This is a genomic window from Streptomyces sp. CNT372, from assembly GCF_000377145.1.
In genome coordinates this window covers 1-22,651 of the sequence record NZ_KB897776.1, presented here as the reverse complement: position 1 = coordinate 22,651, position 22,651 = coordinate 1, and the positions used below count along the sequence as shown (strand labels likewise).

Annotated in this window: 18 protein-coding genes; 13 read left to right on the top strand and 5 right to left on the bottom strand. The window is 73.0% G+C overall.

Annotation, left to right across the window (positions count from 1 at the left end; all coding sequences use genetic code 11):
• Nucleotides 1-79: 79 nt before the first annotated feature.
• Nucleotides 80-1,273, bottom strand: a complete 1,194-nt coding sequence (locus C593_RS0100090; protein WP_018845260.1) for a helix-turn-helix domain-containing protein — start codon at nt 1,271-1,273, stop codon at nt 80-82.
• A 192-nt stretch (nt 1,274-1,465) separates the two neighbouring features.
• Here C593_RS0100090 and C593_RS0100085 point away from each other — a divergent pair, with 192 nt between their 5' ends.
• The 3 genes from C593_RS0100085 to C593_RS0100075 all read left to right on the top strand — a co-directional run bounded on the left by C593_RS0100085 (nt 1,466) and on the right by C593_RS0100075 (nt 4,553).
• Nucleotides 1,466-2,392, top strand: coding sequence for a proline dehydrogenase family protein (locus C593_RS0100085; RefSeq protein WP_026277211.1), 927 nt, complete (start codon nt 1,466-1,468; stop codon nt 2,390-2,392).
• Between the two features lie 65 nt (nt 2,393-2,457).
• Complete coding sequence (pruA, locus tag C593_RS0100080) at nt 2,458-4,089, top strand: L-glutamate gamma-semialdehyde dehydrogenase (RefSeq protein WP_018845258.1); 1,632 nt, start codon at nt 2,458-2,460, stop codon at nt 4,087-4,089.
• A 215-nt stretch (nt 4,090-4,304) separates the two neighbouring features.
• Entirely contained in the window at nt 4,305-4,553 is a 249-nt protein-coding gene (locus tag C593_RS0100075; RefSeq protein WP_018845257.1) for a hypothetical protein, read from the top strand.
• Nucleotides 4,554-4,627: 74 nt separating this feature from the next.
• Here the strand turns inward: C593_RS0100075 and C593_RS0100070 are convergent, their stop codons facing one another.
• Both C593_RS0100070 and C593_RS0100065 read right to left on the bottom strand, forming a co-directional pair.
• Complete coding sequence (locus C593_RS0100070; protein ID WP_018845256.1) at nt 4,628-5,461, bottom strand: DUF1206 domain-containing protein; 834 nt, start codon at nt 5,459-5,461, stop codon at nt 4,628-4,630.
• Between the two features lie 117 nt (nt 5,462-5,578).
• Nucleotides 5,579-5,950, bottom strand: a complete 372-nt coding sequence (locus C593_RS0100065) for a helix-turn-helix transcriptional regulator (protein ID WP_018845255.1) — start codon at nt 5,948-5,950, stop codon at nt 5,579-5,581.
• A gap of 312 nt (nt 5,951-6,262) precedes the next feature.
• Between C593_RS0100065 and C593_RS33510 the strand changes: the two genes are divergently transcribed.
• From C593_RS33510 to C593_RS0100050, 3 genes are all read left to right on the top strand, one after another.
• Nucleotides 6,263-6,391 carry a hypothetical protein gene (locus C593_RS33510; RefSeq protein WP_018845254.1) on the top strand — a complete coding sequence of 43 codons (129 nt, stop codon included), beginning with the start codon at nt 6,263-6,265 and terminating at the stop codon, nt 6,389-6,391.
• Between the two features lie 165 nt (nt 6,392-6,556).
• Nucleotides 6,557-7,600, top strand: a complete 1,044-nt coding sequence (locus C593_RS0100055) for a 3-isopropylmalate dehydrogenase (protein WP_020610192.1) — start codon at nt 6,557-6,559, stop codon at nt 7,598-7,600.
• A 286-nt stretch (nt 7,601-7,886) separates the two neighbouring features.
• On the top strand, nt 7,887-8,975 hold the full coding sequence (locus tag C593_RS0100050; RefSeq protein ID WP_018845252.1) for a branched-chain amino acid aminotransferase: 1,089 nt from the start codon (nt 7,887-7,889) through the stop codon (nt 8,973-8,975).
• A 179-nt stretch (nt 8,976-9,154) separates the two neighbouring features.
• Here the strand turns inward: C593_RS0100050 and C593_RS0100045 are convergent, their stop codons facing one another.
• Nucleotides 9,155-10,624, bottom strand: coding sequence for a cytosine permease (locus C593_RS0100045; RefSeq protein WP_018845251.1), 1,470 nt, complete (start codon nt 10,622-10,624; stop codon nt 9,155-9,157).
• A gap of 156 nt (nt 10,625-10,780) precedes the next feature.
• On the opposite strand from C593_RS0100045, the gene C593_RS0100040 reads away from it, so the two are divergent.
• The 6 genes from C593_RS0100040 (at nt 10,781) to C593_RS0100015 (ending at nt 20,837) form a co-directional block, all read left to right on the top strand.
• Nucleotides 10,781-11,797, top strand: coding sequence for an agmatine deiminase family protein (locus tag C593_RS0100040; RefSeq protein ID WP_018845250.1), 1,017 nt, complete (start codon nt 10,781-10,783; stop codon nt 11,795-11,797).
• A gap of 160 nt (nt 11,798-11,957) precedes the next feature.
• Entirely contained in the window at nt 11,958-12,560 is a 603-nt protein-coding gene (locus tag C593_RS0100035) for a TetR/AcrR family transcriptional regulator (RefSeq protein ID WP_018845249.1), read from the top strand.
• A gap of 340 nt (nt 12,561-12,900) precedes the next feature.
• Nucleotides 12,901-14,514, top strand: a complete 1,614-nt coding sequence (gene cimA / locus C593_RS0100030) for a citramalate synthase (protein WP_018845248.1) — start codon at nt 12,901-12,903, stop codon at nt 14,512-14,514.
• A 323-nt stretch (nt 14,515-14,837) separates the two neighbouring features.
• On the top strand, nt 14,838-17,939 hold the full coding sequence (locus tag C593_RS0100025; RefSeq protein WP_018845247.1) for a glycoside hydrolase family 3 N-terminal domain-containing protein: 3,102 nt from the start codon (nt 14,838-14,840) through the stop codon (nt 17,937-17,939).
• Between the two features lie 155 nt (nt 17,940-18,094).
• Entirely contained in the window at nt 18,095-19,468 is a 1,374-nt protein-coding gene (locus C593_RS0100020) for a hypothetical protein (RefSeq protein ID WP_026277210.1), read from the top strand.
• 169 nt (nt 19,469-19,637) lie between these two features.
• Nucleotides 19,638-20,837, top strand: a complete 1,200-nt coding sequence (locus C593_RS0100015; protein ID WP_026277209.1) for a S8 family peptidase — start codon at nt 19,638-19,640, stop codon at nt 20,835-20,837.
• Between the two features lie 129 nt (nt 20,838-20,966).
• On the opposite strand, the gene C593_RS0100010 is transcribed toward C593_RS0100015, so the two are convergent.
• Nucleotides 20,967-21,581: a YceI family protein gene (locus C593_RS0100010; protein ID WP_018845244.1), complete on the bottom strand. Its 615-nt coding sequence runs from the start codon at nt 21,579-21,581 to the stop codon at nt 20,967-20,969.
• Between the two features lie 424 nt (nt 21,582-22,005).
• Here C593_RS0100010 and C593_RS0100005 point away from each other — a divergent pair.
• On the top strand, nt 22,006-22,651 hold a 646-nt coding region (locus C593_RS0100005; protein ID WP_018845243.1), incomplete at its 3' end, for a carboxyl transferase domain-containing protein.

Below are 22,651 nucleotides of genomic sequence, written 5' to 3'. Positions count from 1 at the left end.
ACCGCTTGCCGCGGTCTGTCATGAGAAGGGTCCGGTGCTCGTGCACCGGGCCCTTTCGCTGTGCGCAGCGGGCTCGGTCTCACCCCGTCGGCGGCCCCCCGCTCCGCAGCCTCGCGGACTTGAGGGCCATGTGGAGCAGCAACCGGTCGCCGCCCTCGTCCAGGTCGAGGCCGGTCAGCTGCTCGATGCGGGACAGGCGGTAGTAGAGGGTCTGCCGGTGGACGCCGAGGGCCGCCGCCGTGCGCCCGGCCTGACCCGCGCAGTCGAGGAACACCTCGGCGGTGCGGGCGAGTTCGGCGTGCGCGGGGACCAGCAGTTCCCGTACGGCCCGGTCCCCGGACGCCTCCGGGGGCAGGGCCGTCAGCAGCCGGTACGCGCCCAGCTCCGGCCAGTGGGCGACCGGACCGAGCCGCGGTTCGGCGAGCGAGGCCCGCGCCGCCCCGACCGCCTCGCGCCAGGACGCGTCCAGCGCGGCCAGCCCCCGCCGCGCCGCCGCGACCCCGCACCCGGTGCCGCCGTCCCCGCCCGGGCCCGCGCCCGCCGACTCCCGCAGCCGGGCCGCCGCCGCGACCGCCGGCCCCGGGTTCTCCGGGGACCGCAGCCGCACCAGGGCCGCCAGCGCGTCCCCCGCGCCCGCCCCGCCGCCGCGCACCGCCACCGTGCAGAGCGCCGCCGCCCCGGGCAGCGACCGGGCCGAGGGCGCGTCGCTCGACCGCCAGGGCAGCACGCACACCAGGGTGTGCAGCCCCTGCGCGTCCTCCCCGAGGGCCGCGCCCAGCGCGGTGAGGGCCGTGTCGTACGGGCGGCCCCGGTCCGCCGCGAGGACCGCCCGCAGTTCCCGGGACAGGTCCGCCCCCGCCCGCTCCTCGTCCGCGAGGAGGCGGCCGATCCGTTCCGTCACCTCCATGGCGGAGGCCAGCCGGTCCGGCCCGGGCCCGGGGTCGGCGTCCAGCAGCCACACGTACCCGAGGACCACGCCCCGGTGGCGGACGGGCAGGCAGAGGCGGGCGCGGTTGACGCCCGCCTCCGGTTCGGCGGGGATACGGACCGGGCCGGTGGCCCGGGTGATGCCGAAGCCCTCGAACCAGGCCCGCACGGCGGGGGTGGACTTCCGGGTGAGGATCGAGCGGGTGCGGACCGGGTCCATCGCCGTGTCGTCGTCGCTGTCGTGGGCGCCGAAGGCGATCAGGCCGAAGTCCCGGTCCTCCAGGGTCGCGGGGGCGCCGAGCAGCGCGGACACCTCGTCGACCAGGTCCTGGTAATCGCCTTTCACGCGGTCATTCTCGCACCTTTCAGACAGTTGTCTGAGATCCGGGACACGGATGCGTGACAGCTGTCGATGGTCCGCGATCCGCGCGATCCTTAGGTTTCACGGTGGTTCTTCGTGTGGTTCCCGGAATGTCCCCGTCTCTTCGGACTTCCCGGGTTCCGCCCCTTCCTCTGAACATGCTCCATGGAGGTGCCCGTGCTGGGTCCCGTGATCCTCGCCGCGTCGCGCAGCGACCGCATGCGCCGCTTCGTGTCGGCCGCGCCGGGCACCAAGCAGGTCGTCGCCCGCTTCATCGCCGGCGAGACCGTCGACCAGGTCGTCCCGATCGTGCGGGAGGCGGTGGCCGGGGGCCTGGAGGTCACCCTCGACGTCGTCGGCGAGGACATCACCACCCGGGAGCAGGCCGCCGCCGCGCGGGACGCCTACCTGGAGCTGATCGAGCACCTGGCCTCTCTGGGCTTCGGCCCGAAGGCCGAGATGTCCGTCAAGCTGTCCATGTTCGGCCAGTCCCTGGCGGGCGGCCACGAGCTGGCCCTGGCCAACGTCCGCCCGGTCGTCGAGGCCGCCGCCGCGATCGGCACCACGGTGACGCTGGACGCCGAGGACCACACCACCCTCGACTCGATGTTCGCCATCCACGAGGAGCTGCGGAAGGACTTCCCGGAGACCGGCTGCGTCATCCAGGCGTACCTGTACCGCACCGAGGACGACGCCCGCCGCCTCGCCGCGAACGGCAGCCGGGTCCGGATCGTCAAGGGCGCCTACAAGGAGCCCGCCTCCGTCGCCCTCCAGGACAAGGCGGAGATCGACAAGGCGTATGTGCGCATCCTGCGCATCCTGATGGAGGGCGAGGGGTACCCGATGATCGGGTCCCACGACCCGCGCCTGATCGCCATCGCCCAGGAGCTCGCCCGGGGCGCCGGGCGCAAGCTGGACGAGTACGAGTTCCAGATGCTCTACGGCATCCGCAGCGAGGAGCACGTCCGGCTGGCCGCCGAGGGGCACCGGATGCGCGTCTACACCGCGTACGGCACCGACTGGTACGGCTACTTCATGCGCCGCCTCGCGGAGAAGCCGGCCAACCTGCTGTTCTTCGCCCGCTCGATGATCACCAAGAACTGACCCGAACGAACCGGCCCACGGCCCTCTACACATCTCGCTCAACCCGCAGAAGGAGCCACGGAATCATGGACGCCGTCACCCAGGTCCCCGCCCCGGTCAACGAGCCGGTCCACGGTTACGCCCCCGGTTCGCCCGAGCGCGCCCGGCTGGAGACCAAGCTCAAGGAGCTGGCCGAGAACTCGATCGAGCTGCCGATGACCATCGGCGGCGTCAAGCGGATGGGCGGCGGCGAGCGCTTCGACGTCGTGCAGCCGCACAACCACAAGGCCGTCCTCGGCACCTTCGGCAACGCCACCCAGCAGGACGCCCAGGACGCGATCGACGCGGCCCTCGCCGCCGCGCCCGCCTGGCGCGCCATGTCCTTCGACGACCGCGCCGCGATCATCCTGCGCGCCGCCGAGCTGCTGGCCGGCCCCTGGCGCGAGACCCTCGCCGCCTCCACCATGCTCGGCCAGTCGAAGACCGCCCAGCAGGCCGAGATCGACACCCCCTGCGAGCTGGTCGACTTCTGGCGCTTCAACGTCAAGTACGCCCGCGACCTGCTCGCCGAGCAGCCCCCGGCGAACTCGCCCGGCGTGTGGAACCGCCTGGACCACCGCCCGCTGGAGGGCTTCGTCTACGCGATCACCCCGTTCAACTTCACCGCCATCGCGGGCAACCTGCCGACCGCGCCCGCCCTGATGGGCAACGTCGTCGTCTGGAAGCCGTCCCCGACGCAGACCCACGCCGCCGTGCTGCTGATGCGGCTGCTGGAGGAGGCGGGTCTGCCCAAGGGCGTCATCAACCTGGTGACGGGCGACGGCATCGCCGTCTCCGAGGTGGCGCTGGAGCACCCGATGCTCGCCGGCATCCACTTCACCGGCTCGACCCGCACCTTCCAGCACCTGTGGAAGACGGTCGGCAACAACATCGAGAAGTACCGCTCCTACCCGCGGATCGTCGGCGAGACGGGCGGCAAGGACTTCGTCGTCGCCCACCCGAGCGCCGACCGCGCCGTGCTGAAGACGGCTCTGACCCGTGGCTCCTTCGAGTTCCAGGGCCAGAAGTGCTCGGCCTCCTCCCGCGCCTACATCCCGGCCTCCCTGTGGAACTCGGGCTTCAAGGAGGAGTTCGCGGCCGAGGTCGACGGCATCGCCATGGGCGATGTCACGGACCTGTCGAACTTCATCGGCGCCGTGATCGACGAGCGGGCCTTCGCCAAGAACAAGGCCGCGATCGACCGCGCCAAGGAGGACCCGACCTGCACGATCGTCGCGGGCGGCAGCTACGACGACGCGGTCGGCTACTTCGTGCGCCCCACGGTCATCGAGTGCACCGACCCCGGCAACGAGGTCTTCACGACGGAGTACTTCGGCCCGATCCTCGCCGTCCACGTCTACGAGGACGAGGAGTACGACGCCATGCTGGAGCAGATGGAGTCCGTCTCCGACTACGCCCTCACCGGCGCGGTGATCGCCAACGACCGCGCCGCCGCCGCGTACACGATGGAGAAGCTGCGGTACGCCGCGGGCAACTTCTACATCAACGACAAGTCGACCGGCGCCGTGGTCGGCCAGCAGCCCTTCGGCGGCGGCCGCGCCTCCGGCACCAACGACAAGGCCGGTGCCCCGCAGAACCTGATGCGCTGGACGCTGACCCGCGCCATCAAGGAGACCCTGGTCGCGCCGACCGACTACCGCTACCCGCACATGGGCTGATCCCCGCCCCGGCGCCGTCGTGCGCCCCGGTACCCCCGCGGTACCACCCCGTGAACACCGCCCCCCGCCGGTCCCCCCAAGACCGGCCGGGGGCGGCTCACGTTCCGGGCAGGGGCCGGGCGGTGGGACCCGCGGGGCCCGCGGCCCGGCCGGGTCCCTCGAAAGGCCCTAGGCTTCGGTGTGGAGGGGGCTTCCGAGGAGTCCAGGAGGACGCCATGCCCGGATCCACCACTCTCGGCCCCGGCCACGGGGTGGACAGCATCGACCACGAGGACGCCCGCCGGCTGGCCGGTGTCATGGCCCGGCTCCACGTCCTGCTCGCGGACCTGGGCACGGACGGCCTGAGCGACGCCCAGGCGGCCGCTCTCGCCGGGGACGCCGGGCTCACCCCCGAGGCGCGCGAGGAGTTGACCGCGTGGACGGCGCGGGTGGCGCGCGTCCTGGACGAGGCGACCTCCGGCTGACGCGCGGAGGGGACGGCACGGGCCCCGGCCCCGCCATCCCCTCTCTGCACGGTTCGCGCCACCCGGCGCGGACGTCAGACCTTGCGCCACCGCGCCATGGCGAAGGAGAACACCCCGAAGAGCGCCAGCCCGGCCGCGACGAGTGCCAGCAGCCACGGTCCGGCCGGGGTGTCGGCGAAGGCGCGCAACGCGTCGTCGAAGCCCTTCGCGTTGCCGGCCTCGTACTCCAGGGCCGCCTTGGCGACGAAGAAGCCGATCATCGCGAAGACCGCGCCGCGCGCGAGGCCGCCGCCGACGCCGGTCACATCGGTGAACTTCCTGGCCTTCTGCGACATCTCGCCGCGCTTGAGGTGCTTGCGGAACCTGCGCATCGCGGCGCGGACCGCGATCCAGACACCCGCGCCGATGATGCCGAGGCCTGTCAGACCGACGATCCACTGCCCGCCGGGCAGTTCCAGGGCGCGCGCGGTCACGTCCTGCGACTGCTGGTCGCTGGAGCCGCTGCCGCCCTCACCGGCGGCGAAGGACAGCACCGAGTACGCCACGAAGGCGTAGAACACGAACCGGGCCCCGGACAGCGCCCGCTTGCGCGCCTTGTGGCCGTCCTCCCCGGCCGCACCGAAAAGGGCCTCCGACAGCCGCCACAGGGCCATGCCGATCAGGCCGATGCCGACCGCCCACAGCATCACGGGCCCGGCCGGCTGCCGGGCGAGCTCGGCGAGGGCGCCGCCCCGGTCCGCCTGCTCCCCGCCGTCGCCGAAGGCGATCTGGAGGGCGAGCACCCCGATGAGCAGATACAGGACGCCCCGTGCGGCGAGTCCCCAACGGGCGCCTATGCCGACGGCCTTGCTGTTCGCCGCCCGCCGGGCCGACGAGCGGCCGGATGCGGCGAGTGTCTGAGCGTTCATGTCAACCTCCCGTACCCGTCTGCCCCTCGCCTCCCCGGGGAAACGGCGGCAGCGCCGGGGCGGGGCAGGCCGTGGCGGCGACGATGCGCCGGGCCGCGTCGCGGGTGTCCGCGCCGCTCATCTGCTTCCCCCGGGGGTCGGTCCGCCGCGGCCCGTGGCCGGTGGTTCGGTCAGCTGGGTGCGGACGGCCGTGTGGAACTCCAGCCAGGCGGTGGTCTCACCCGCCAGATGTGCCCGGCCCAGGGCGGTGAGCCGGTAGTAGCGGCGGCCCGGACCGCGCGCGGCGGCGCGGAACTCGCCGACCACATAGCCGTTCTTCTCCAGCCGGTTGAGGACCGGGTAGAGGGTGCCGCCCCTGACCTGGCCCACCCCCGCGTCGGCGAGGGACCTGGCGATCTCGTATCCGTAGCTCTCGCCGTGGGTGAGGCAGGAGAGGACGAGCAGGTCGAGCACGCCCTTGAGCCAGCTGGTTCTGCGGTCTGCGGCCATGGGTGCATCCCATCCCCGGCTAGGTAGGAAATCAAGCTAGATCGTACGTCGATCTGAGTAGTGGGGCAGAGCAGCTCTGACCTGGAGTGGTGGAGGGTGGCTCGAAGGGCCGTCTCAGATAGTAGGAAGTCCGAGTAATTGTGGAGACAGAGCGGTGGAGCTGCCCTAGTTTTGTAGGAGCCGAACGTCTCGCTCGATCCAGCGAATGGCGGTCGTGAGCCAGAGCCCTTGCGCAGGCAATCCCTGCGGCCTCGCTCCCCGCCTCTTTCCGGCGCCTTCGAAATCCTTCCGATCTCCAAGGAGTCGATCACCATGTCCGCTGAGACCGTCCGCCGCGTCCGCCGCGCCCCCCGCACCACCGAGGACGATCGCAGGAACGCCGCCGCCGCGCTGCAGCGCGCGCTCGACCGCCGTGACAACGGCGGCGAGACCGGCCACTGAGCCGGCCTTCCGTCCTGGGGCCGTCCTGGGTCCGTCCTGGGGGCGTCCGGCCCCGATCCGCCGGGCGTCTCCGCGCGCCGGGGCCCGACCCCGGCGCGAGCCGTTCACCAGTCCGTATCGTGGACGCCTCATGTCAATCCATGGGACGCGGAGTAGGGTGCCGTCATGGCTCGCAGCATCAATCTCGCAGTGGTCCCCGGTGACGGCATCGGCAAGGAAGTCGTGGCCCAGGGCCTGAAGGTCCTCTCCGCCGTCCTCCCGCAGGACGTGAAGCTGGAGACCAAGGAGTACGACCTCGGCGCCCAGCGCTGGCACCGGACGGGGGAGACCCTGCCCGACGCCGAACTGGAGTCGCTCAAGGGGCACGACGCGATCCTGCTCGGCGCCATCGGCGACCCGACGGTCCCCTCCGGCGTCCTGGAGCGCGGCCTCCTGCTGAAGCTCCGCTTCGCCTTCGACCACTACGTGAACCTGCGTCCGTCGAAGCTGTTCCCCAACACGGCGACCCCGCTGGCCGGCCGTCCCGACATCGACTTCGTCGTGGTCCGCGAGGGCACCGAGGGCCCCTACACGGGCAACGGCGGCTCGCTGCGCACCGGCACCGAGCACGAGGTCGCCACCGAGGTCAGCCTCAACACCGCCCACGGCGTGGAGCGCGTGGTCCGGGACGCGTACGAGCGGGCCGACGCCCGCCCCCGCAAGAAGCTGACCCTCGTCCACAAGAACAACGTCCTCGTGTACGCGGGCCACCTGTGGAAGAACATCTTCGACCGGGTCGGCCGCGAGTACCCCGAGGTCACCACCGACTATCTGCACGTCGACGCCGCGACGATCTTCTTCGTCACCCAGCCCGAGCGCTTCGACGTCATCGTCACCGACAACCTCTTCGGCGACATCCTCACCGACCTCGCCGCGGCCGTGACCGGCGGCATCGGCCTGGCCGCGTCCGGCAACATCAACCCGACCGGAGCCTTCCCGTCGATGTTCGAGCCCGTCCACGGCTCGGCCCCCGACATCGCCGGCACCGGCAAGGCCGACCCCACGGCCACCGTCCTCTCCGTCGCCCTGCTCCTGCGCCACCTGGGCCACGAGGCGGAGGCCGTCCGCGTCGAGCAGGCGGTCGCCGCCGACCTCGCGGAACGCAGCCCCGACACGGTCCGCACCACGGACGAGATCGGCGACGCGCTCGCGGTACGCGTAGCGAGCTGACCCGCCGGTTCCGACACACCAGACACCGGGGGCCGCCCGAACGGCAGCCCCCGCCCGCCGCCGGGTCGCATCCCCACCGCGCCCGGCGGCTTCTCCTGTGCGGCCCCGGGTGCCACCATCGAACCCGGACCGCACCACGCTGCCCCGCTCCGGCACGCTGTTCCGCCCCCGGTCCCACGCGCGCGATAATCGAACGTGGGCCGTGGCGCACGGTACTGCCCGGACGTCCGGGCACCAGCCGGCGTGAGCGCGGTCCGTCACTACCAACGGTGAAGGACATCCACTCATGACGACGCCCACGATCGAGCTCAAGCCCTCCTCGCATCCCCTGTCCGACGCGGAGCGCGAGGCGATCCTGGCCAACCCCGGTTTCGGCCGCCACTTCACCGACCACATGGTGACGATCAAGTGGACCGAGGGCCGCGGCTGGCACGACGCCGAGCTCGTCCCGTACGCGCCGCTGTCGATCGACCCGGCCAACATGACCCTGCACTACGCGCAGGAGATCTTCGAGGGGCTCAAGGCGTACCGCCGCCCGGACGGCTCGGTCGCCACCTTCCGCCCCGAGGCCAACGCCAGGCGCTTCCAGGCCTCCGCCCGCCGGCTGGCCATGCCCGAGCTGCCGGTGGACCTGTTCATCGGCGCCTGCGACGCGCTGGTCCGGCAGGACAGCGCCTGGGTCCCGGCGCACGGCGGCGAGGAGTCGCTGTACCTGCGCCCGTTCATGATCGCCACCGAGGTCGGCCTGGGTGTCCGCCCGGCGAACGAGTACCTGTTCCTCGTGATCGCCTCGCCCGCCGGCGCGTACTTCCCCGGTGGCGTCAAGCCCGTCTCCATCTGGCTTTCCGAGGACCGGGTCCGTGCCGTGCCCGGCGGCATGGGCGACGCCAAGACCGGCGGCAACTACGCGGCCTCCCTGCTCGCCCAGGCCGAGGCCGCGCAGAAGGGCTGCGACCAGGTCGCCTACCTCGACGCCGTGGAGCACAAGTGGGTCGAGGAACTGGGCGGCATGAACCTGTACTTCGTCTACGAGGACCGGATCGTCACCCCCGAGCTGACCGGTTCGCTGCTCGCCGGCATCACCCGTGACTCCCTCCTCAGGCTCGCCGAGGACCTCGGCCACCGCTCCGAGGAGGGCCGCGTCTCCATCGACCAGTGGCAGGCCGACACGGAGAACGGCACCCTCAAGGAGGTCTTCGCCTGCGGCACCGCGGCCGTGATCACCCCGGTCGGCACGGTCAAGTCCGCGCGGGGCGAGTGGCAGCAGTCCGGCGGCGAGCCCGGCGAGGTCACCCTCATGCTCCGCAAGGCGCTGCTGGACATCCAGACGGGCAAGGCGGAGGACGTCCACGGCTGGACGCACCGCCTGGCCTGAGCCGTCACCCGGCACGGCGTGGCCCCGGGGCCGCGACCCCGAGGGTCGCGGCCCCGCACCGTGCGGCGCCCCTGCTCAGGGCCGCCCCGCCTTTCGCCGGGCGGCCCGGCCGCGGCTCAAGCCACGCCGCGCTCCCGCGTCAGGTCCCCTGACGCCGGTCCCACCCTCGCTCCCGGCGGTCATCCGGCCTGGGGCGCCCGTTTTGCCGGTCCGGCCTCCGCGCCCGCCGGGGCGGACCGGCGGCCCGCGCCCGCCACCCCCGGCGCGCTGCCCGCGCCCCAGGCGCCCCAGGCCGCGTACAGCAGCCCGCCGACCGCGCCCGACAGCACGAAACTGCAGTCGATCCCGCCGGTGAGCGCGAGCAGCGGCCCCTCGTACACGGGTGTGGAGACCGCGGCCAGCCCGGCCGCCGCCCCCAGCGCCCAGCAGGCCGTCGCGGCCGGGTGCCAGCCCGCGTGGAACCAGTACACCCCGCCGTGTGCGCGCCGGTTGTAGACCTGGAGCGCCTCGGGGTCGTAGGCGCCGCCGCAGCGCGCATGCGCCGTCAGGGTGATCACGGCCCACGGGGTGCCGACCGCCGTGAGCAGCAGCACGAAGCTCGTCATCGCGGACCGCGCGTCCCACACGAAGTGGCCGAGGAAGACGAAGGCGGTGGCCACCGCGGCGACGGCCAGGGTGGCCCGGGCGCGGGTGGTGCGCGGGAGGATCGCGTCGAGGTCCAGGCCCATCGAGTAGAGCATCAGACCCGCGTTGCCCACCGAGCCCGCCGCAGCGGCGAGCAGCAGCGGGACCAGGTACCAGGCGGGGGAGGCGGCGACCAGCGGGCCCGCGTAGTCGGACCCGGCGCGGGCGGCGAGCGCGGTGAAGGTCCCGAAGAGCTGGGGGACCAGCAGCCCGGCGAGCAGCCCGAGACAGGTCGCCCGCAGGACCCGGCGCGGGCTGTGGCGCGCGGGGGAGATGTACCGGGTGTAGTCGCCGAGCAGGGTGATGAACGCGATCGGTCCGCTGAGCCCGGCCGCCACCGCGGCCAGCACCCAGGTCGGCCAGAACGAGCCCAGCAGATACGGGGTGCCCGTGGGCGGGGCCGTCGTCAGCTCGGGCGCGTACGCGATCAGTCCGAGGGCGAGCAGCGCCGTCATGCCCACCGCGAGGACCCTGCTGAGCCGCAGCAGCAGCCGGTAGCCGTACACCGCCCCGACGACCGTGCACCCGGCGAGCAGCGCGTAGACCACGGTGTGGGCCGCTCCGCCGGTCGGTACGCCCGCGATCCTGGCGAGGGCGCCGAGCATCACGTCGCCGCCGATCCACAGGGTCAGCGCGGTGTAGCCGAGGGAGAGCAGCAGTCCGACGACCGAGCCGACCAGCCGCCCCCGGACGCCGAAGGCCGCACCGCTGGAGGTGGAGAGGTTGGTCGCGGTCCGCAGCGAGATCAGGGCCAGGGGCGCGGTGACCGCGATGCCGACGACGGTGCCGGCCACGATCGAGGTCACGGCCGGCCACAGCCCGAGACCGAAGGAGACGGGCAGCCAGCCGAAGACGACCACCCCGAGGCAGAGGTTCGACCCGAGCAGGATCGCCATCAGGTCCTTCGGGGTGCTGGTGCGCTCCTCCTCGGGGATGGTGTCGACCCCTCGCAGTTCCATCGGCATACGGCGCGCTCCGTCCACGGGGTGTTTGAGTGACGCTCTAATCGAGTGCTGCTCAATGTGGGGGTGACGAGCAGATCAAGTCAATGCCTCAGCAGAAATCGAAATCGATGGTTAGAGTGTTGCTCAAACATTCACCGTCTTTCGTGAGGACCCGCTGTGACCTTCCGTATGCCGCCCGAGTGGGCCCCGCACGAGCGCACCTGGATGGCCTGGCCCGGCCCCAACCCGACCTTCACCGACGACGCCGAACTGGCCGAGGCACGAGCGGCCTGGGCCGCCGTCGCCCACGCGGTCCGCCGCTTCGAACCGGTGACCGTGGTCGCCGGGACGGGGCAGGGGGACTCCGCCCGTGCCCTGCTCGGCCCGGACATCGAGGTCGTCGAGCGTGAACTGGACGACGCCTGGATGCGCGACATCGGCCCCACCTTCGTCACCGACGGCGAGCGACTGGCCGCGGTCGACTGGGTGTTCAACGGCTGGGGCGCCGCCGACTGGGCCCGCTGGGAGCACGACGCGAGGATCGCCGGGCAGGTCGCGGACCTCGCCGGCGTCCCCGTCCACCCGTCCCCGCTGGTCAACGAGGGCGGTGCGATCCATGTCGACGGCGAGGGCACCGTCCTGCTCACCGACACGGTGCAGCTCGGCCCGGAGCGCAACCCCGGCTGGACCCGGGAGCAGGTCGAGCGGGAGATCCACGCCCGCCTCGGCACCACCCGGGCGATCTGGCTCCCGCGCGGTCTGAGCGGCGACTACGGGAAGTACGGCACCCGCGGCCATGTCGACATCGTCGCCGCCTTCGCGGGGCCCGGCACCGTCCTGTGCCACACCCAGCCCGACCCGGCCCACCCCGACCACGAGCTCTGTAAGGCCAACGTGGCCCTGCTGCGCGCCCAGAAGGACGCCAGGGGGCGGCCGCTGGAGGTCGTCGAGGTCCCGGCGCCGACCGTGCTCCGCGACGAGGACGGCGAGTGGGTCGACTACTCGTACATCAACCACTACGTCTGCAACGGCGGGGTGGTGCTCTGCGCCTTCGACGACCCGCGCGACGAGATCGCCGCGGGCATCCTGCGCCGCGCCTACCCCGGGCGCACCGTCACTCTGGTCGACGCCCGCGCGATCTTCGCGGGCGGGGGCGGTATCCACTGCATCACCCAGCAGCAGCCGCGGGTCTGAACCCGGACCCGGTCGCCGGGCCTCGGACGGGCCCGGTCGCCGCGCCCCGCCCGGACCCGGTCGCCGGGCGCCGCCCGGACCCGGTCGCCGTGCCCCGCCCGGGCCCGGCGATCGGGTACAACGTACGGGTGAACCTCACCCCGTCCCCGGCCGCCGCCGCGTGACCCCCGCCCCCCGCCGCCGCAACACCGCGCCCGCCCGCGAGGACGTGCTCGCCGCGGCCATGGACACCATCGCCGAGCGCGGCCTCGACGGGCTGACCATGGCCGGGCTGGGGCGCGAGGTCGGTATGAGCAGTGGCCACCTCCTCTACTACTTCCGCACCAAGGACGAGCTGCTGCTGCGCACCCTGGAGTGGAGCGAGGGCCGCCTCGGCGCGGAACGCGGTGCCCTGCTCTCCGCCCCGGGCACCGCCCGGGACCGCCTCGGCGCCTATGTGGACCTCTATGTCCCGGACGGGCCGCGCGACCCGCACTGGACGCTCTGGCTGGAGGTCTGGAACCGCTCGCAGAACGCGGACGCCGACGCCCGGGCCCGCCAGGCCGCCATCGAGGGCGCCTGGCACCGCGACCTGGTCGCCCTGCTCGCCGAGGGCGTCTCCCGCGGCGAGTTCCGCCCCGTCGACCCCGACCGCTTCGCCGCCCGGCTGCGCGCCCTGCTCGACGGCTTCAGCGTCCATGTCGCCGTGGGCATACCGGGCACGGGCCGCGAGCAGGTGCTGGCCCACGTCCGGGAGTTCGTGGCGGAGGGACTGCTGGTGTAGGGAACGGCCCGGGGGTGGGGCGCGCCGGCCGTCCCACCGCCACCGCCCGCATCGTGAGACCGCGGTCCGCGGGGCGGCGCGGCTGTGGCAGACTGCCCCCGTGCTCTCGTTCGCCATGATTATCGGCAGCAGCGCGCCGGTCCGCAGTGACCGCTGAAACCGTGGACAGCAATCCCGCGGACGGCGGGCACCGTGCCCCAGACCCGCGCGCAGACCTCTCGCACCCGCGAGGGGTCTTTTCGTTTTACGGCCCCACCACGGCCCGACGAGCGGCGCGCGGCGACGGGGGCAAGTGGAGCCATCATTCCGGAGCCACTCATCCGACAGGAGTCAGGACAGCATGACCACCAACGGCCAGGCCACGCAGGTGGACGACAGTTTCCACGTCTTCGACACCACGCTGCGCGACGGCGCGCAGCGCGAGGGGATCAACCTCACGGTCGCGGACAAGCTGACCATCGCCCGGCACCTGGACGACTTCGGTGTGGGCTTCATCGAGGGAGGCTGGCCCGGCGCCAACCCCCGGGACACCGAGTTCTTCGCCCGCGCCCGGCGCGAGATCACCTTCCGCAACGCGCAGCTCGTCGCCTTCGGCGCCACCCGCCGGGCCGGGGGCAACGCCGCCGAGGACCCGCAGGTCAAGGCTCTCCTGGAGTCCGGGGCCCCGGTGGTCACCCTGGTCGCCAAGGCGCACGACCGGCATGTGGAGCTGGCCCTGCGCACCACCCTCGACGAGAACCTGGAGATGGTCCGGGACACCGTCGCCCATCTGCGCGAGCACGGCCGCCGGGTGTTCGTCGACTGCGAGCACTTCTTCGACGGCTACAAGGCCAACCCGGCCTACGCGAAGGCCGTGGTCGGCGCCGCGTACGAGGCCGGCGCGGACGTGGTCGTCCTCTGCGACACCAACGGCGGGATGCTCCCCGCCCAGGTGCACGCCGTCGTCGCCACCGTCCTCGCCGACACCGGCGCCCGGATCGGCGTCCACGCCCAGGACGACACCGGCTGCGCGGTCGCCAACACCCTCGCCGCCGTGGACGCGGGCGCCACCCATGTCCAGTGCACCGCCAACGGCTACGGCGAGCGGGTCGGCAACGCCAACCTCTTCCCGGTGGTCGCCGCCCTGGAACTGAAGTACGGCAAGCGGGTCCTGCCCGAGGGCGCCCTCGCCGAGACGACCCGGATCTCGCACGCCATCGCCGAGGTCGTCAACCTCACACCCTCCACCCACCAGCCCTATGTGGGTGTCTCCGCCTTCGCCCACAAGGCCGGACTGCACGCCTCCGCGATCAAGGTGGACCCGGACCTCTACCAGCACATCGACCCCGAGCAGGTCGGCAACACCATGCGGATGCTGGTCTCCGACATGGCCGGCCGCGCCTCGATCGAGCTCAAGGGCAAGGAGCTGGGCATCGACCTCGGCGACGACCGCGAACTGGTCGGCCGGGTCGTCGAGCGCGTCAAGGAACGCGAACTGGCGGGCTACACCTACGAGGCGGCCGACGCCTCCTTCGAACTGCTGCTCCGCGCCGAGGCCGAGGGCCGCGCCCGCCGCTACTTCCGCACCGAGTCCTGGCGGGTGATCGTCGAGGACCGCCCCGACGGCACCCACGCCAACGAGGCCACGGTCAAGCTCTGGGCCAAGGGCGAGCGCATCCTCGCCACCGCCGAGGGCAACGGCCCGGTCAACGCCCTCGACCAGGCCCTGCGCGTCGGCCTGGAGAAGATCTACCCGCAGCTCGCCAAGCTGGAGCTGATCGACTACAAGGTCCGCATCCTGGAGGGCGGCCACGGCACCGGATCCACCACCCGGGTCCTGATCTCCACGGGCGACGGCACCGCCGAGTGGTCCACCGTCGGCGTCGCGGACAACATCATCGCCGCCTCCTGGCAGGCCCTGGAGGATGCGTACACCTACGGGCTGCTGCGGGCGGGCATCGAGCCGACGGAGTAGCGGTGCAGTCGCGCGGGCGGGTCCGCGGGTGCGCGGGGTGCGGGCTGGGGTGCGGTGCGCTGTGTCAGTGAACTGTGGGAACGAAGGGCCGTCACGGGCCCGTGCATTCATGAAGTGAAGACACAACCGCCGTTCAGGCCAAGCGAATTGGACTTCAGGCGATTCCGGTGTGAAGTCTTGACGACGGCATCGAGGGGTTGTTGACTCGCCGCACCCCGCAGGAACCGGCTTCGCGAAGGGTTCGGCGCCGCACCCGTGCGGCCGCCCGCGGCGCGGTGCGCGGGGCGTCCCGCACGACCGCCATCCCTCGCGAAGGAGCCGTCATGCCCCGCCCCCGCCCCAGATCACGGACCGGGCCGCGCACCGTCGGCACGGCGCTGGCCGCCGCCACCGCCGTGCTCGCCTCCCTGCTCGCCGGCGCCCTGCCCGGCACCGCCGCCGCGGTCCCCGCCGACGAGCCCGCCCCCGTGCCCGTCGACCGGTTCGAGGGCGAGGTGCCGTTCGCCACCCCGCCCGCGGACGGCATCTTCACCTGGGGCAGCGACGCCGACGACCACCCTCAGCTGGAGTTCGCCGAGCGCGCCGACGCCCCCGAGGGCGCCAAGGTCCTCCAGGGCAGGTACGACATCAGCGGCTGGGGCGGCCTCAGCCACGAGTTCGCCGTCGACCGGCCCCCGAAGGACTGGACCGCCGCCAAGGGCCTCCGCTTCTGGTGGTACGGCCAGAACACCGCGCCCCTGCCGCCCGGTTCGGGCAAGCGGATCAACTTCGAGATCAAGGACGGCGGCGCCCACGGTGGGGCCTCCGAGCTGTGGACCACCTCCTTCACCGACGACTGGCAGGGCTGGCGGCTGGTCGAGCTCCCCTTCGCAGACTTCGTCTACCGGGCCGACTACCAGCCCGTCGGCGGGATCGACCGGATCCTCGGCCTGGACGAGATGTGGGGCTGGGCCCTCACCCTCCCGCCCGGCACCCCCGGCACCTTCGCCATGGACGGCCTGGAGCTGTACGGGAAGGCCGACCCCGCCCTCAAGGCGAGCGTCACCACCGACGCCGCCGTGTACCCGGTCGGCGAGGGCGGCACCGCCCGGGCCAGGATCACCGTCGGCACCACCGGCTCCGCGCCCCTGGACGAGCCCGTGACCGTCGCCTACCGCACCGGCGAGGACGGCCGCGCCGAGCCCGGCAAGGACTTCGAGCCCGTCTCCGGCACCGTCACCTTCCCCGTCGGCACCGCCTCCGGGACCTCCCGCACGGTCTCCGTCACCACGAAGAAGGACCGTTCCGCCGAGGCGGCCGAGACGATTCCGCTCCAGCTCACCGTCACCGGCGCCAAGGCCCCCGCCGAGACCCCGCAGATCGTTATCGACGCCCACGGCCTGCCCTACCTGGACGCCGGGCTGCCCGTGCGGAAGCGGGTCGCCGACCTCCTCTCCCGGATGACCCTCGCCGAGAAGGCCGGCCAGATGACCCAGGCCGAGCGCAACGCGCTCCGCTCCCGGGGCGACATCGCCGCCTACGGCCTCGGCTCCCTGCTCTCCGGCGGAGGCTCGGTCCCCGCGCCCAACACCCCGGCCGCGTGGGCGAAGATGATCGACGGTTACCAGCTGCGCGCCCGGGCGACCCGCTTCCAGATCCCGCTGATCTACGGCGTGGACGCCGTCCACGGCCACAACAACGTCATCGGCGCGACGATCATGCCGCACAACATCGGCATCGGCGCGGGCCGCGACCCGAAGACCGCCGAGCGCACGGGCGCGGTCACCGCCAAGGAGGTGCGCGCCACCGGCATCCCGTGGGACTTCGCCCCCTGCGTCTGCGTCACCCGGGACGAGCGCTGGGGCCGCTCCTACGAGGCCTTCGGCGAGGACCCGGCCCTGGTCACCGCCATGGAGACGGTCATCGACGGGATGCAGGGCGCGGCCGACGGCCGTGACCTGAAGCGCAACGACAAGGTCCTCACCAGCGCCAAGCACTTCGTCGGCGACGGCGGCACCGAGTTCGGCTCCTCCACCACCGGCTCGTACACCATCGACCAGGGCGTCACCCGGGTCAGCCGGGAGGAACTGGAGAAGGTGCACCTGGCGCCGTTCGCCGAGGCCGTGAGACGCGGCACCGGCACGGTCATGCCCTCCTACTCCTCCCTCGACATCACCGGTGACGGCGAGGGTCCGCTGAAGATGCACGCCCACGGCGAGATGATCAACGGGGTCCTCAAGGACCGGATGGGCTTCGACGGCTTCGTCATCAGCGACTGGCAGGCCATCGACCAGATCCCCGGCGACTACCCGAGCGACGTGCGCACCTCGGTCAACGCCGGCCTGGACATGATCATGGTGCCGACCAACTACCAGGACTTCACCCGCACCCTGGAGGAGGAGGTCACCGCCGGGCGGATCAGCCCCGCCCGCGTCGACGACGCGGTCTCCCGGATCCTCACCCAGAAGTTCCGCCTCGGCCTCTTCGAGAAGCCGTACGCCGACACCACCCACCTGGACTCGGTCGGCTCGCCCGCCCACCGCGCGGTCGCCCGGGAGGCCGTCGCCGCGTCCCAGGTGCTGCTGAAGAACGCCGGCGGGGTGCTGCCGCTGAAGCGCTCGCAGAAGGTGTACGTCGCCGGGTCCAACGCGGACGACATCGGCAACCAGGCCGGCGGCTGGACCATCAGCTGGCAGGGGGCCTCCGGCGCCACCACCCCCGGCACCACGATCCTGGAGGGGCTGCGCAAGGCCGCACCGGACGCGGAGATCGCCTACTCGGCGGACGCCTCCACCCCGGCCGAGGGCTACGACGTGGGCGTGGTCGTCGTCGGCGAGACCCCGTACGCGGAGGGCATCGGCGACGTCGGCAACGGGCACGACCTGGAGCTGAGCGACGCCGACAAGGCCGCCGTGGACCGGGTCTGCGCCGCTATGGAGTGCGTGGTACTCGTCGTCTCCGGCCGTCCGCAGCTCATCGGCGACCGCCTCGGCGCGATCGACGCCCTGGTCGCCTCCTGGCTGCCGGGCACCGAAGGCGACGGTGTGGCCGACGTCCTCTACGGAGAGCGGCCGTTCACCGGGCAGCTCCCGGTGACGTGGCCGAAGTCGGAGGCCCAGGTGCCGATCAACGTGGGCGACGCGGACTACGACCCCCAATTCCCCTACGGCTGGGGCCTGACCACCCTGAAGAAGACGCCCCCCGGTGGCGAGCTGACCCTGAAGGCGGCCCAGCTCGCGGCCAAGGTCCTCCAGGCGGCGGGCCGGGGCAGGTCCGAGCAGGCCAGGGAACTGGTCGGCACGGCACGGCAGATCGTCCAGCAGCGTATCAGCCAGGACCTCACCGAGCGGGTGGCGAAGCCGTTCGCCGAGGCCGACCACCGGCTGCTGAGCGGTGACCCGGCGGGCGCGGTCGCCAAGCTGATCACCGCCTACCGCGCGGCCTGAGCCGCCGGTGGCCTCCCGGGCGCCCGCCCCGCCGCCCGGGAGGCCCGTCCCCGAAACCTCGGCACCGACCCCCCGGCACCCGCCCCAGGGCCCTCCGCGATGCCCGGGAGCTGCGACTATGTCCCGTTCGATGCCTGTTCGGGTAGCGTCTATGTATGAGGACACGGCCGTTCACCCGAGTGTCGGCCCTCGCGGGGCTGACGATCGCACTGCTCCTGATCCTGGCCCCGGCGTCCACCGCCCGGGCCGCGGATCTCTCCGACGCCGCCGCGGCCCTGCAGCAGGGCCCGGTGTACGTCCACCCGTCCATGGCAGGACAGCTCTCGGAGCCCGAGGCCGCCGCCCTGGCCACCCGGATCGAGAACGCCGACAAGCCGGTGTTCCTGGCCCTGCTGCCCGCCACCGACCAGTTCCCGGCCGACCGGCTGCTGTCCGACCTCCGGGCGCAGACCGGCATCACCGGGCTGTACGGCGTCCGCCTCGGCGACGGCTTCGACGCCGGCGCCGACCGCGCGGTGCTGCCCACCCCCCAGGTCCGTGAGCTGAGCGCCGCCGTCAAGGCCGGCGGCCCGACCGACGCCGTCACCCAGCTCAACGACTTCGTCGACCGCGCCCTGCCCGAGGTCCGCGGCAGCGCGCCCGCCTCCTGGGACTCCGGTTCCACCACCGGGACCGGGACCGGCTCACCCAACGGAGTCGGCCTGCTGATCGGCCTCGGCGTCCTCGCCGTCGCCGGCACGACCGCCGCCCTCACCGTCTCCCGCACCCGGCGCCGCCGCCGCGAGCGCGAGGACGCCGAGGCCCTGGACAGGCTCCGGGTCGTCGTCGACGAGGACATCACCGCCTTCGGCGAGGAGCTGGAACGCCTCGACTTCCACCCGGGCGAGAAGGGCGCCACCGACACCATGCGCGCCGACTACGAGGGCGCCCTCGACTCCTACGAGACGGCCAAGTCCCGCATGGACAAGGCGAAACGCCCCTCGGACGTCCGGCCCGTCACGGAAGCCCTGGAGGACGGGCGCCACGCGCTCGCGGTCCTTGACGCCCGGCGCACGGGCCGGCCCGTGCCCGAACGGCGCGCCCCCTGCTTCTTCGACCCCCGGCACGGCCCGTCCGTGGCCGATGTGCCCTGGGCGCCGTCCGGCGGCACCGTGCGCGACGTCCCCGCCTGCGCGGCCGACAAGGCCCGGATCGAGACGGGCGCCGATCCCGAGGCACGCACCGTGGAGACCGAGTCCGGCCGCCGCCCCTACTGGGAGGCCGGCCCGGCGTACGGCCCCTGGGCGGGCGGCTACTTCGGCGGCGGCCTGCTGCCGGGCCTGCTGGTCGGCACGATGATGGGCCATATGCTCGCGACCCCCGCCTACGCGGCCGAGTACGGCGGCGGTGACTTCGGCGGCGGCTGGAGCGGCGGCGACGTCTCCGGATCCGACTTCTCCGACTCGGACTTCGGGGGTGGCGGCTTCGGCGGCGGCGACTGGGGCGGCGGCGGCTTCGGCGGCGGTGACTTCGGCGGCGGGGGGTTCTGAGCGGAGGTTCGCCGGAAGCGGGCCTGAACAGCGGGTCCCAGGGAATCCGGCGGTGGCACCCGGGCCCGGGTGCCACCGCCGCACGGCTGTACGGCAACCGTGGGGGCGTGTGCCCGGAAAGAGCTACCGAGAGTAGTAATCACCTACGCAGCGTGCTTGTCTCGTGCGCATGCGCCACACCACCAGGCTCAGCGCCTGCGCCGCGGCCGCCGCCGCGCTCCTCGTCTCCACCGGTCCGACGACCGCCGCCGACCCCACCGACCCCACCCCCTCCCGGGGCACCCTCGCCCCCCTGTACCGGTCGAGCGCGCCCGTCGCCGGCCAGTACATCGTCTCCCTCGCCGACTCCGCCGACGCCGAGGCGACGACGGAGCAGCTGGGGGTCACCTCCCTCTTCACCTACTCCTCCGTGCTCAGCGGCTTCGCCGCCCGGCTCACCCCGGAGCAGCTCGACTCCGTCCGGCGGCACCCGGGCGTCGCCGCCGTGGAACAGGACGCGGAGGTCACCTCCGACGTCACCGGGCCCGCCGCCCCGCGCGCCCTGGCCCCGGCCGCTTCCTGGGGGCTGGACCGGATCGACCAGGAGAACCTGCCTCTGGACCAGGAGTTCACCGTCACCGGCACGGGCGCCGGCACCACCGGCTACATCCTCGACACCGGCATCGACTACGCGCACGGCGAGTTCGGCGGCCGGGCCCGCCTCGGCTTCGACGCGGTCGGCGACGGCCGGGCGGGCGCGGACTGCAACGGCCACGGCACCCATGTGGCGGGGACGGTCGGCGGCGCCTCCTACGGGGTGGCGCGCCAGGCGGACCTGGTCAGCGTCCGCGTACTGGACTGCGAGGGCCGGGGCACCTGGTCCGGGATCATGGCCGGCCTCGACTGGATCGCGCGGAACGCCCGGCAGCCCGCGGTCATGAACGCCTCCCTCGGCGGCCCGGCCTCCCCGACGGTCAACGCGGCCCTGGACCGGGTCGCGGCCGGCGGGGTGGTCCCCGTGGTCGCGGCGGGGAACGACGACATCGACGCCTGCGAGGTCTCGCCGGCCTCCGCCGCTCGCGCCTTCACCGTCGGGGCCAGCGACGCCGAGGACCGCGAGACCTCCTTCTCCAACCACGGGGAGTGCCTCGCCCTCTACGCCCCGGGCGCCGGCATCGTCTCGGCCCGCCTCGGCGGCGGCAGCACCGCCCTCGACGGCACCTCCATGGCCGCCCCGCACGTCGCGGGCGCCGCCCTCCTCGCCCGCGCCGCCGCCCCGACCGCCACGGCGGAGACGATCGAGGCACAGCTCCTCGAAACCGCGCTCCCGGACGCCCTCACCGTGGACCCGGGCTCCCCGAACCGGCTCCTCCACACCGGCGGCCTGTGACCCACCGGTGCCCGGCCCCGGAGCGAGGCCTCCGGGCCCGGCCCGGCCGGGACGCGCGAGCGCCCGCCCGGGCCGGGGAGGCCGGGCGGGCGCGCTCACGCAGGGCGCGGGGCGACGGAGCCCCGGGGCTCAGGCCGCGGTGCCTGCCTTCTTGATCGCGGAGATGTCGAAGGTGAGCTTGACCTTGTCGCTCACCATGACGCCGCCGGTCTCCAGCGCCGCGTTCCAGGTCAGGCCCCACTCGGAGCGCAGGATCTCCGCGCCGCCCTCGAAGCCGACGCGCTCGTTGCCGTAGACGTCGGTGGCCGAGCCCTGGAACTCCAGGACGACGGAGAGGGGGCGGGTGACGTCCCGGATCGTCAGGTCGCCGGTGATCCGGTAGGTGTCACCGCCGAGCTGCTCGGCGGAGGTGGACCGGAAGGTCATCTTCGGGAACGTCTCGGCGTCGAAGAAGTCGGCGCTGCGCAGGTGGGCGTCGCGATCGGCGATACCGGTGTCGATGGAGGCGATATCCGCGTCGATGGACGCGGTGGAGCGGGCCGGGTCGCTGCCGTCGAGGTTCAGGGTGCCCTCGAAGGCGCCGAACGTGCCGCGCACATTGGTCACCATCGCGTGCCGCACGGTGAAGCCGATGCTGGTGTGCGCCGGGTCCAGCGTGTACTCGCCGGAGAGGGCGGCGAGCGCGGGGTCGACGGTGGCGGCGGAGGTGGTCGGGGCGGCGGTGCCGCGGCTGAAGATGCCCATGGTCTGCTCCTCGGGGACGGGCGCCGGGTGCTCCCCGGCATGTTGTTCAAGCTTCAACAAAGGCGACCCTAGACCCATTCCCTTCAACTTTCAACTACTCGGTCGCGGCTGTCGGTGGCGACCACGCGGACCGGAGCGCCGCGCCCTTCCATCGCTCCGGATGGCATCCTGTGCGGGGTCGCCGGCACGTGCCCGCAGCCCGGCGCCGCACCCGCGTTAACCCGTGCGGCGGAGCTCCGACGCTTCCCTGTGGCCCGGCTCTCATCTCCACCGCGTTGTCGAACCTCCACAACGCGGACCGGTCCCGAGCTGGTGGTTGGCGCTCCCCGTCGGACGGTTCTGTACGAGGCCGACAGGAGAACGGCCGCGAGACTGTGTGGAGTCGACGGCGGGGTTTTCTTGGTCGGATCCGTAGGGTCGGTGCATGACCGTTCTGGACCAGACCACCAGCGAGCCGACCGACGCACGCGGCCGCGTCGCCGAACTGCACGCGCTGCGCGAGCAGGCGCAGCGCGGCCCGAGTGACCGGGCGACCGAGGCGCAGCACGCCAAGGGCAAGCTGACCGCCCGGGAGCGCATCGAGCTCCTGCTGGACGAGGGTTCCTTCAAGGAGGTCGAGCAGCTCCGCCGCCACCGGGCCAGCGGTTTCGGCCTGGAGGCGAAGAAGCCCTACACGGACGGTGTGATCACCGGGTGGGGGACGGTCGAGGGCCGGACGGTCTTCGTCTACGCGCACGACTTCCGGATCTTCGGCGGTGCGCTGGGCGAGGCCCATGCCACCAAGATCCACAAGATCATGGACATGGCCATCTCGGCCGGTGCGCCGCTGGTCTCCCTGAACGACGGCGCGGGCGCGCGTATCCAGGAGGGCGTCTCGGCCCTCGCCGGGTACGGCGGGATCTTCCAGCGCAACACCCGTGCCTCCGGGGTCATCCCGCAGATCAGCGTGATGCTCGGCCCCTGCGCGGGCGGCGCCGCGTACTCCCCGGCCCTCACGGACTTCGTGTTCATGGTCCGCGAGACCTCGCAGATGTTCATCACCGGCCCGGACGTCGTCAAGGCGGTCACCG

What these genes read in the sequence shown, in the direction of transcription:
- pruA (WP_018845258.1), top strand. Translation starts at nt 2,458, where the DNA reads ATGGACGCCGTCACCCAGGTCCCCGCCCCGGTCAACGAGCCGGTCCAC.
- C593_RS0100075 (WP_018845257.1), top strand. Translation starts at nt 4,305, where the DNA reads ATGCCCGGATCCACCACTCTCGGCCCCGGCCACGGGGTGGACAGCATC.
- C593_RS0100070 (WP_018845256.1), bottom strand. Translation starts at nt 5,461, where the DNA reads ATGAACGCTCAGACACTCGCCGCATCCGGCCGCTCGTCGGCCCGGCGG.
- C593_RS0100065 (WP_018845255.1), bottom strand. Translation starts at nt 5,950, where the DNA reads ATGGCCGCAGACCGCAGAACCAGCTGGCTCAAGGGCGTGCTCGACCTG.
- C593_RS33510 (WP_018845254.1), top strand. Translation starts at nt 6,263, where the DNA reads ATGTCCGCTGAGACCGTCCGCCGCGTCCGCCGCGCCCCCCGCACCACC.
- C593_RS0100055 (WP_020610192.1), top strand. Translation starts at nt 6,557, where the DNA reads ATGGCTCGCAGCATCAATCTCGCAGTGGTCCCCGGTGACGGCATCGGC.
- C593_RS0100050 (WP_018845252.1), top strand. Translation starts at nt 7,887, where the DNA reads ATGACGACGCCCACGATCGAGCTCAAGCCCTCCTCGCATCCCCTGTCC.
- C593_RS0100045 (WP_018845251.1), bottom strand. Translation starts at nt 10,624, where the DNA reads ATGCCGATGGAACTGCGAGGGGTCGACACCATCCCCGAGGAGGAGCGC.
- cimA (WP_018845248.1), top strand. Translation starts at nt 12,901, where the DNA reads ATGACCACCAACGGCCAGGCCACGCAGGTGGACGACAGTTTCCACGTC.
- C593_RS0100025 (WP_018845247.1), top strand. Translation starts at nt 14,838, where the DNA reads ATGCCCCGCCCCCGCCCCAGATCACGGACCGGGCCGCGCACCGTCGGC.
- C593_RS0100020 (WP_026277210.1), top strand. Translation starts at nt 18,095, where the DNA reads ATGAGGACACGGCCGTTCACCCGAGTGTCGGCCCTCGCGGGGCTGACG.
- C593_RS0100015 (WP_026277209.1), top strand. Translation starts at nt 19,638, where the DNA reads ATGCGCCACACCACCAGGCTCAGCGCCTGCGCCGCGGCCGCCGCCGCG.
- C593_RS0100010 (WP_018845244.1), bottom strand. Translation starts at nt 21,581, where the DNA reads ATGGGCATCTTCAGCCGCGGCACCGCCGCCCCGACCACCTCCGCCGCC.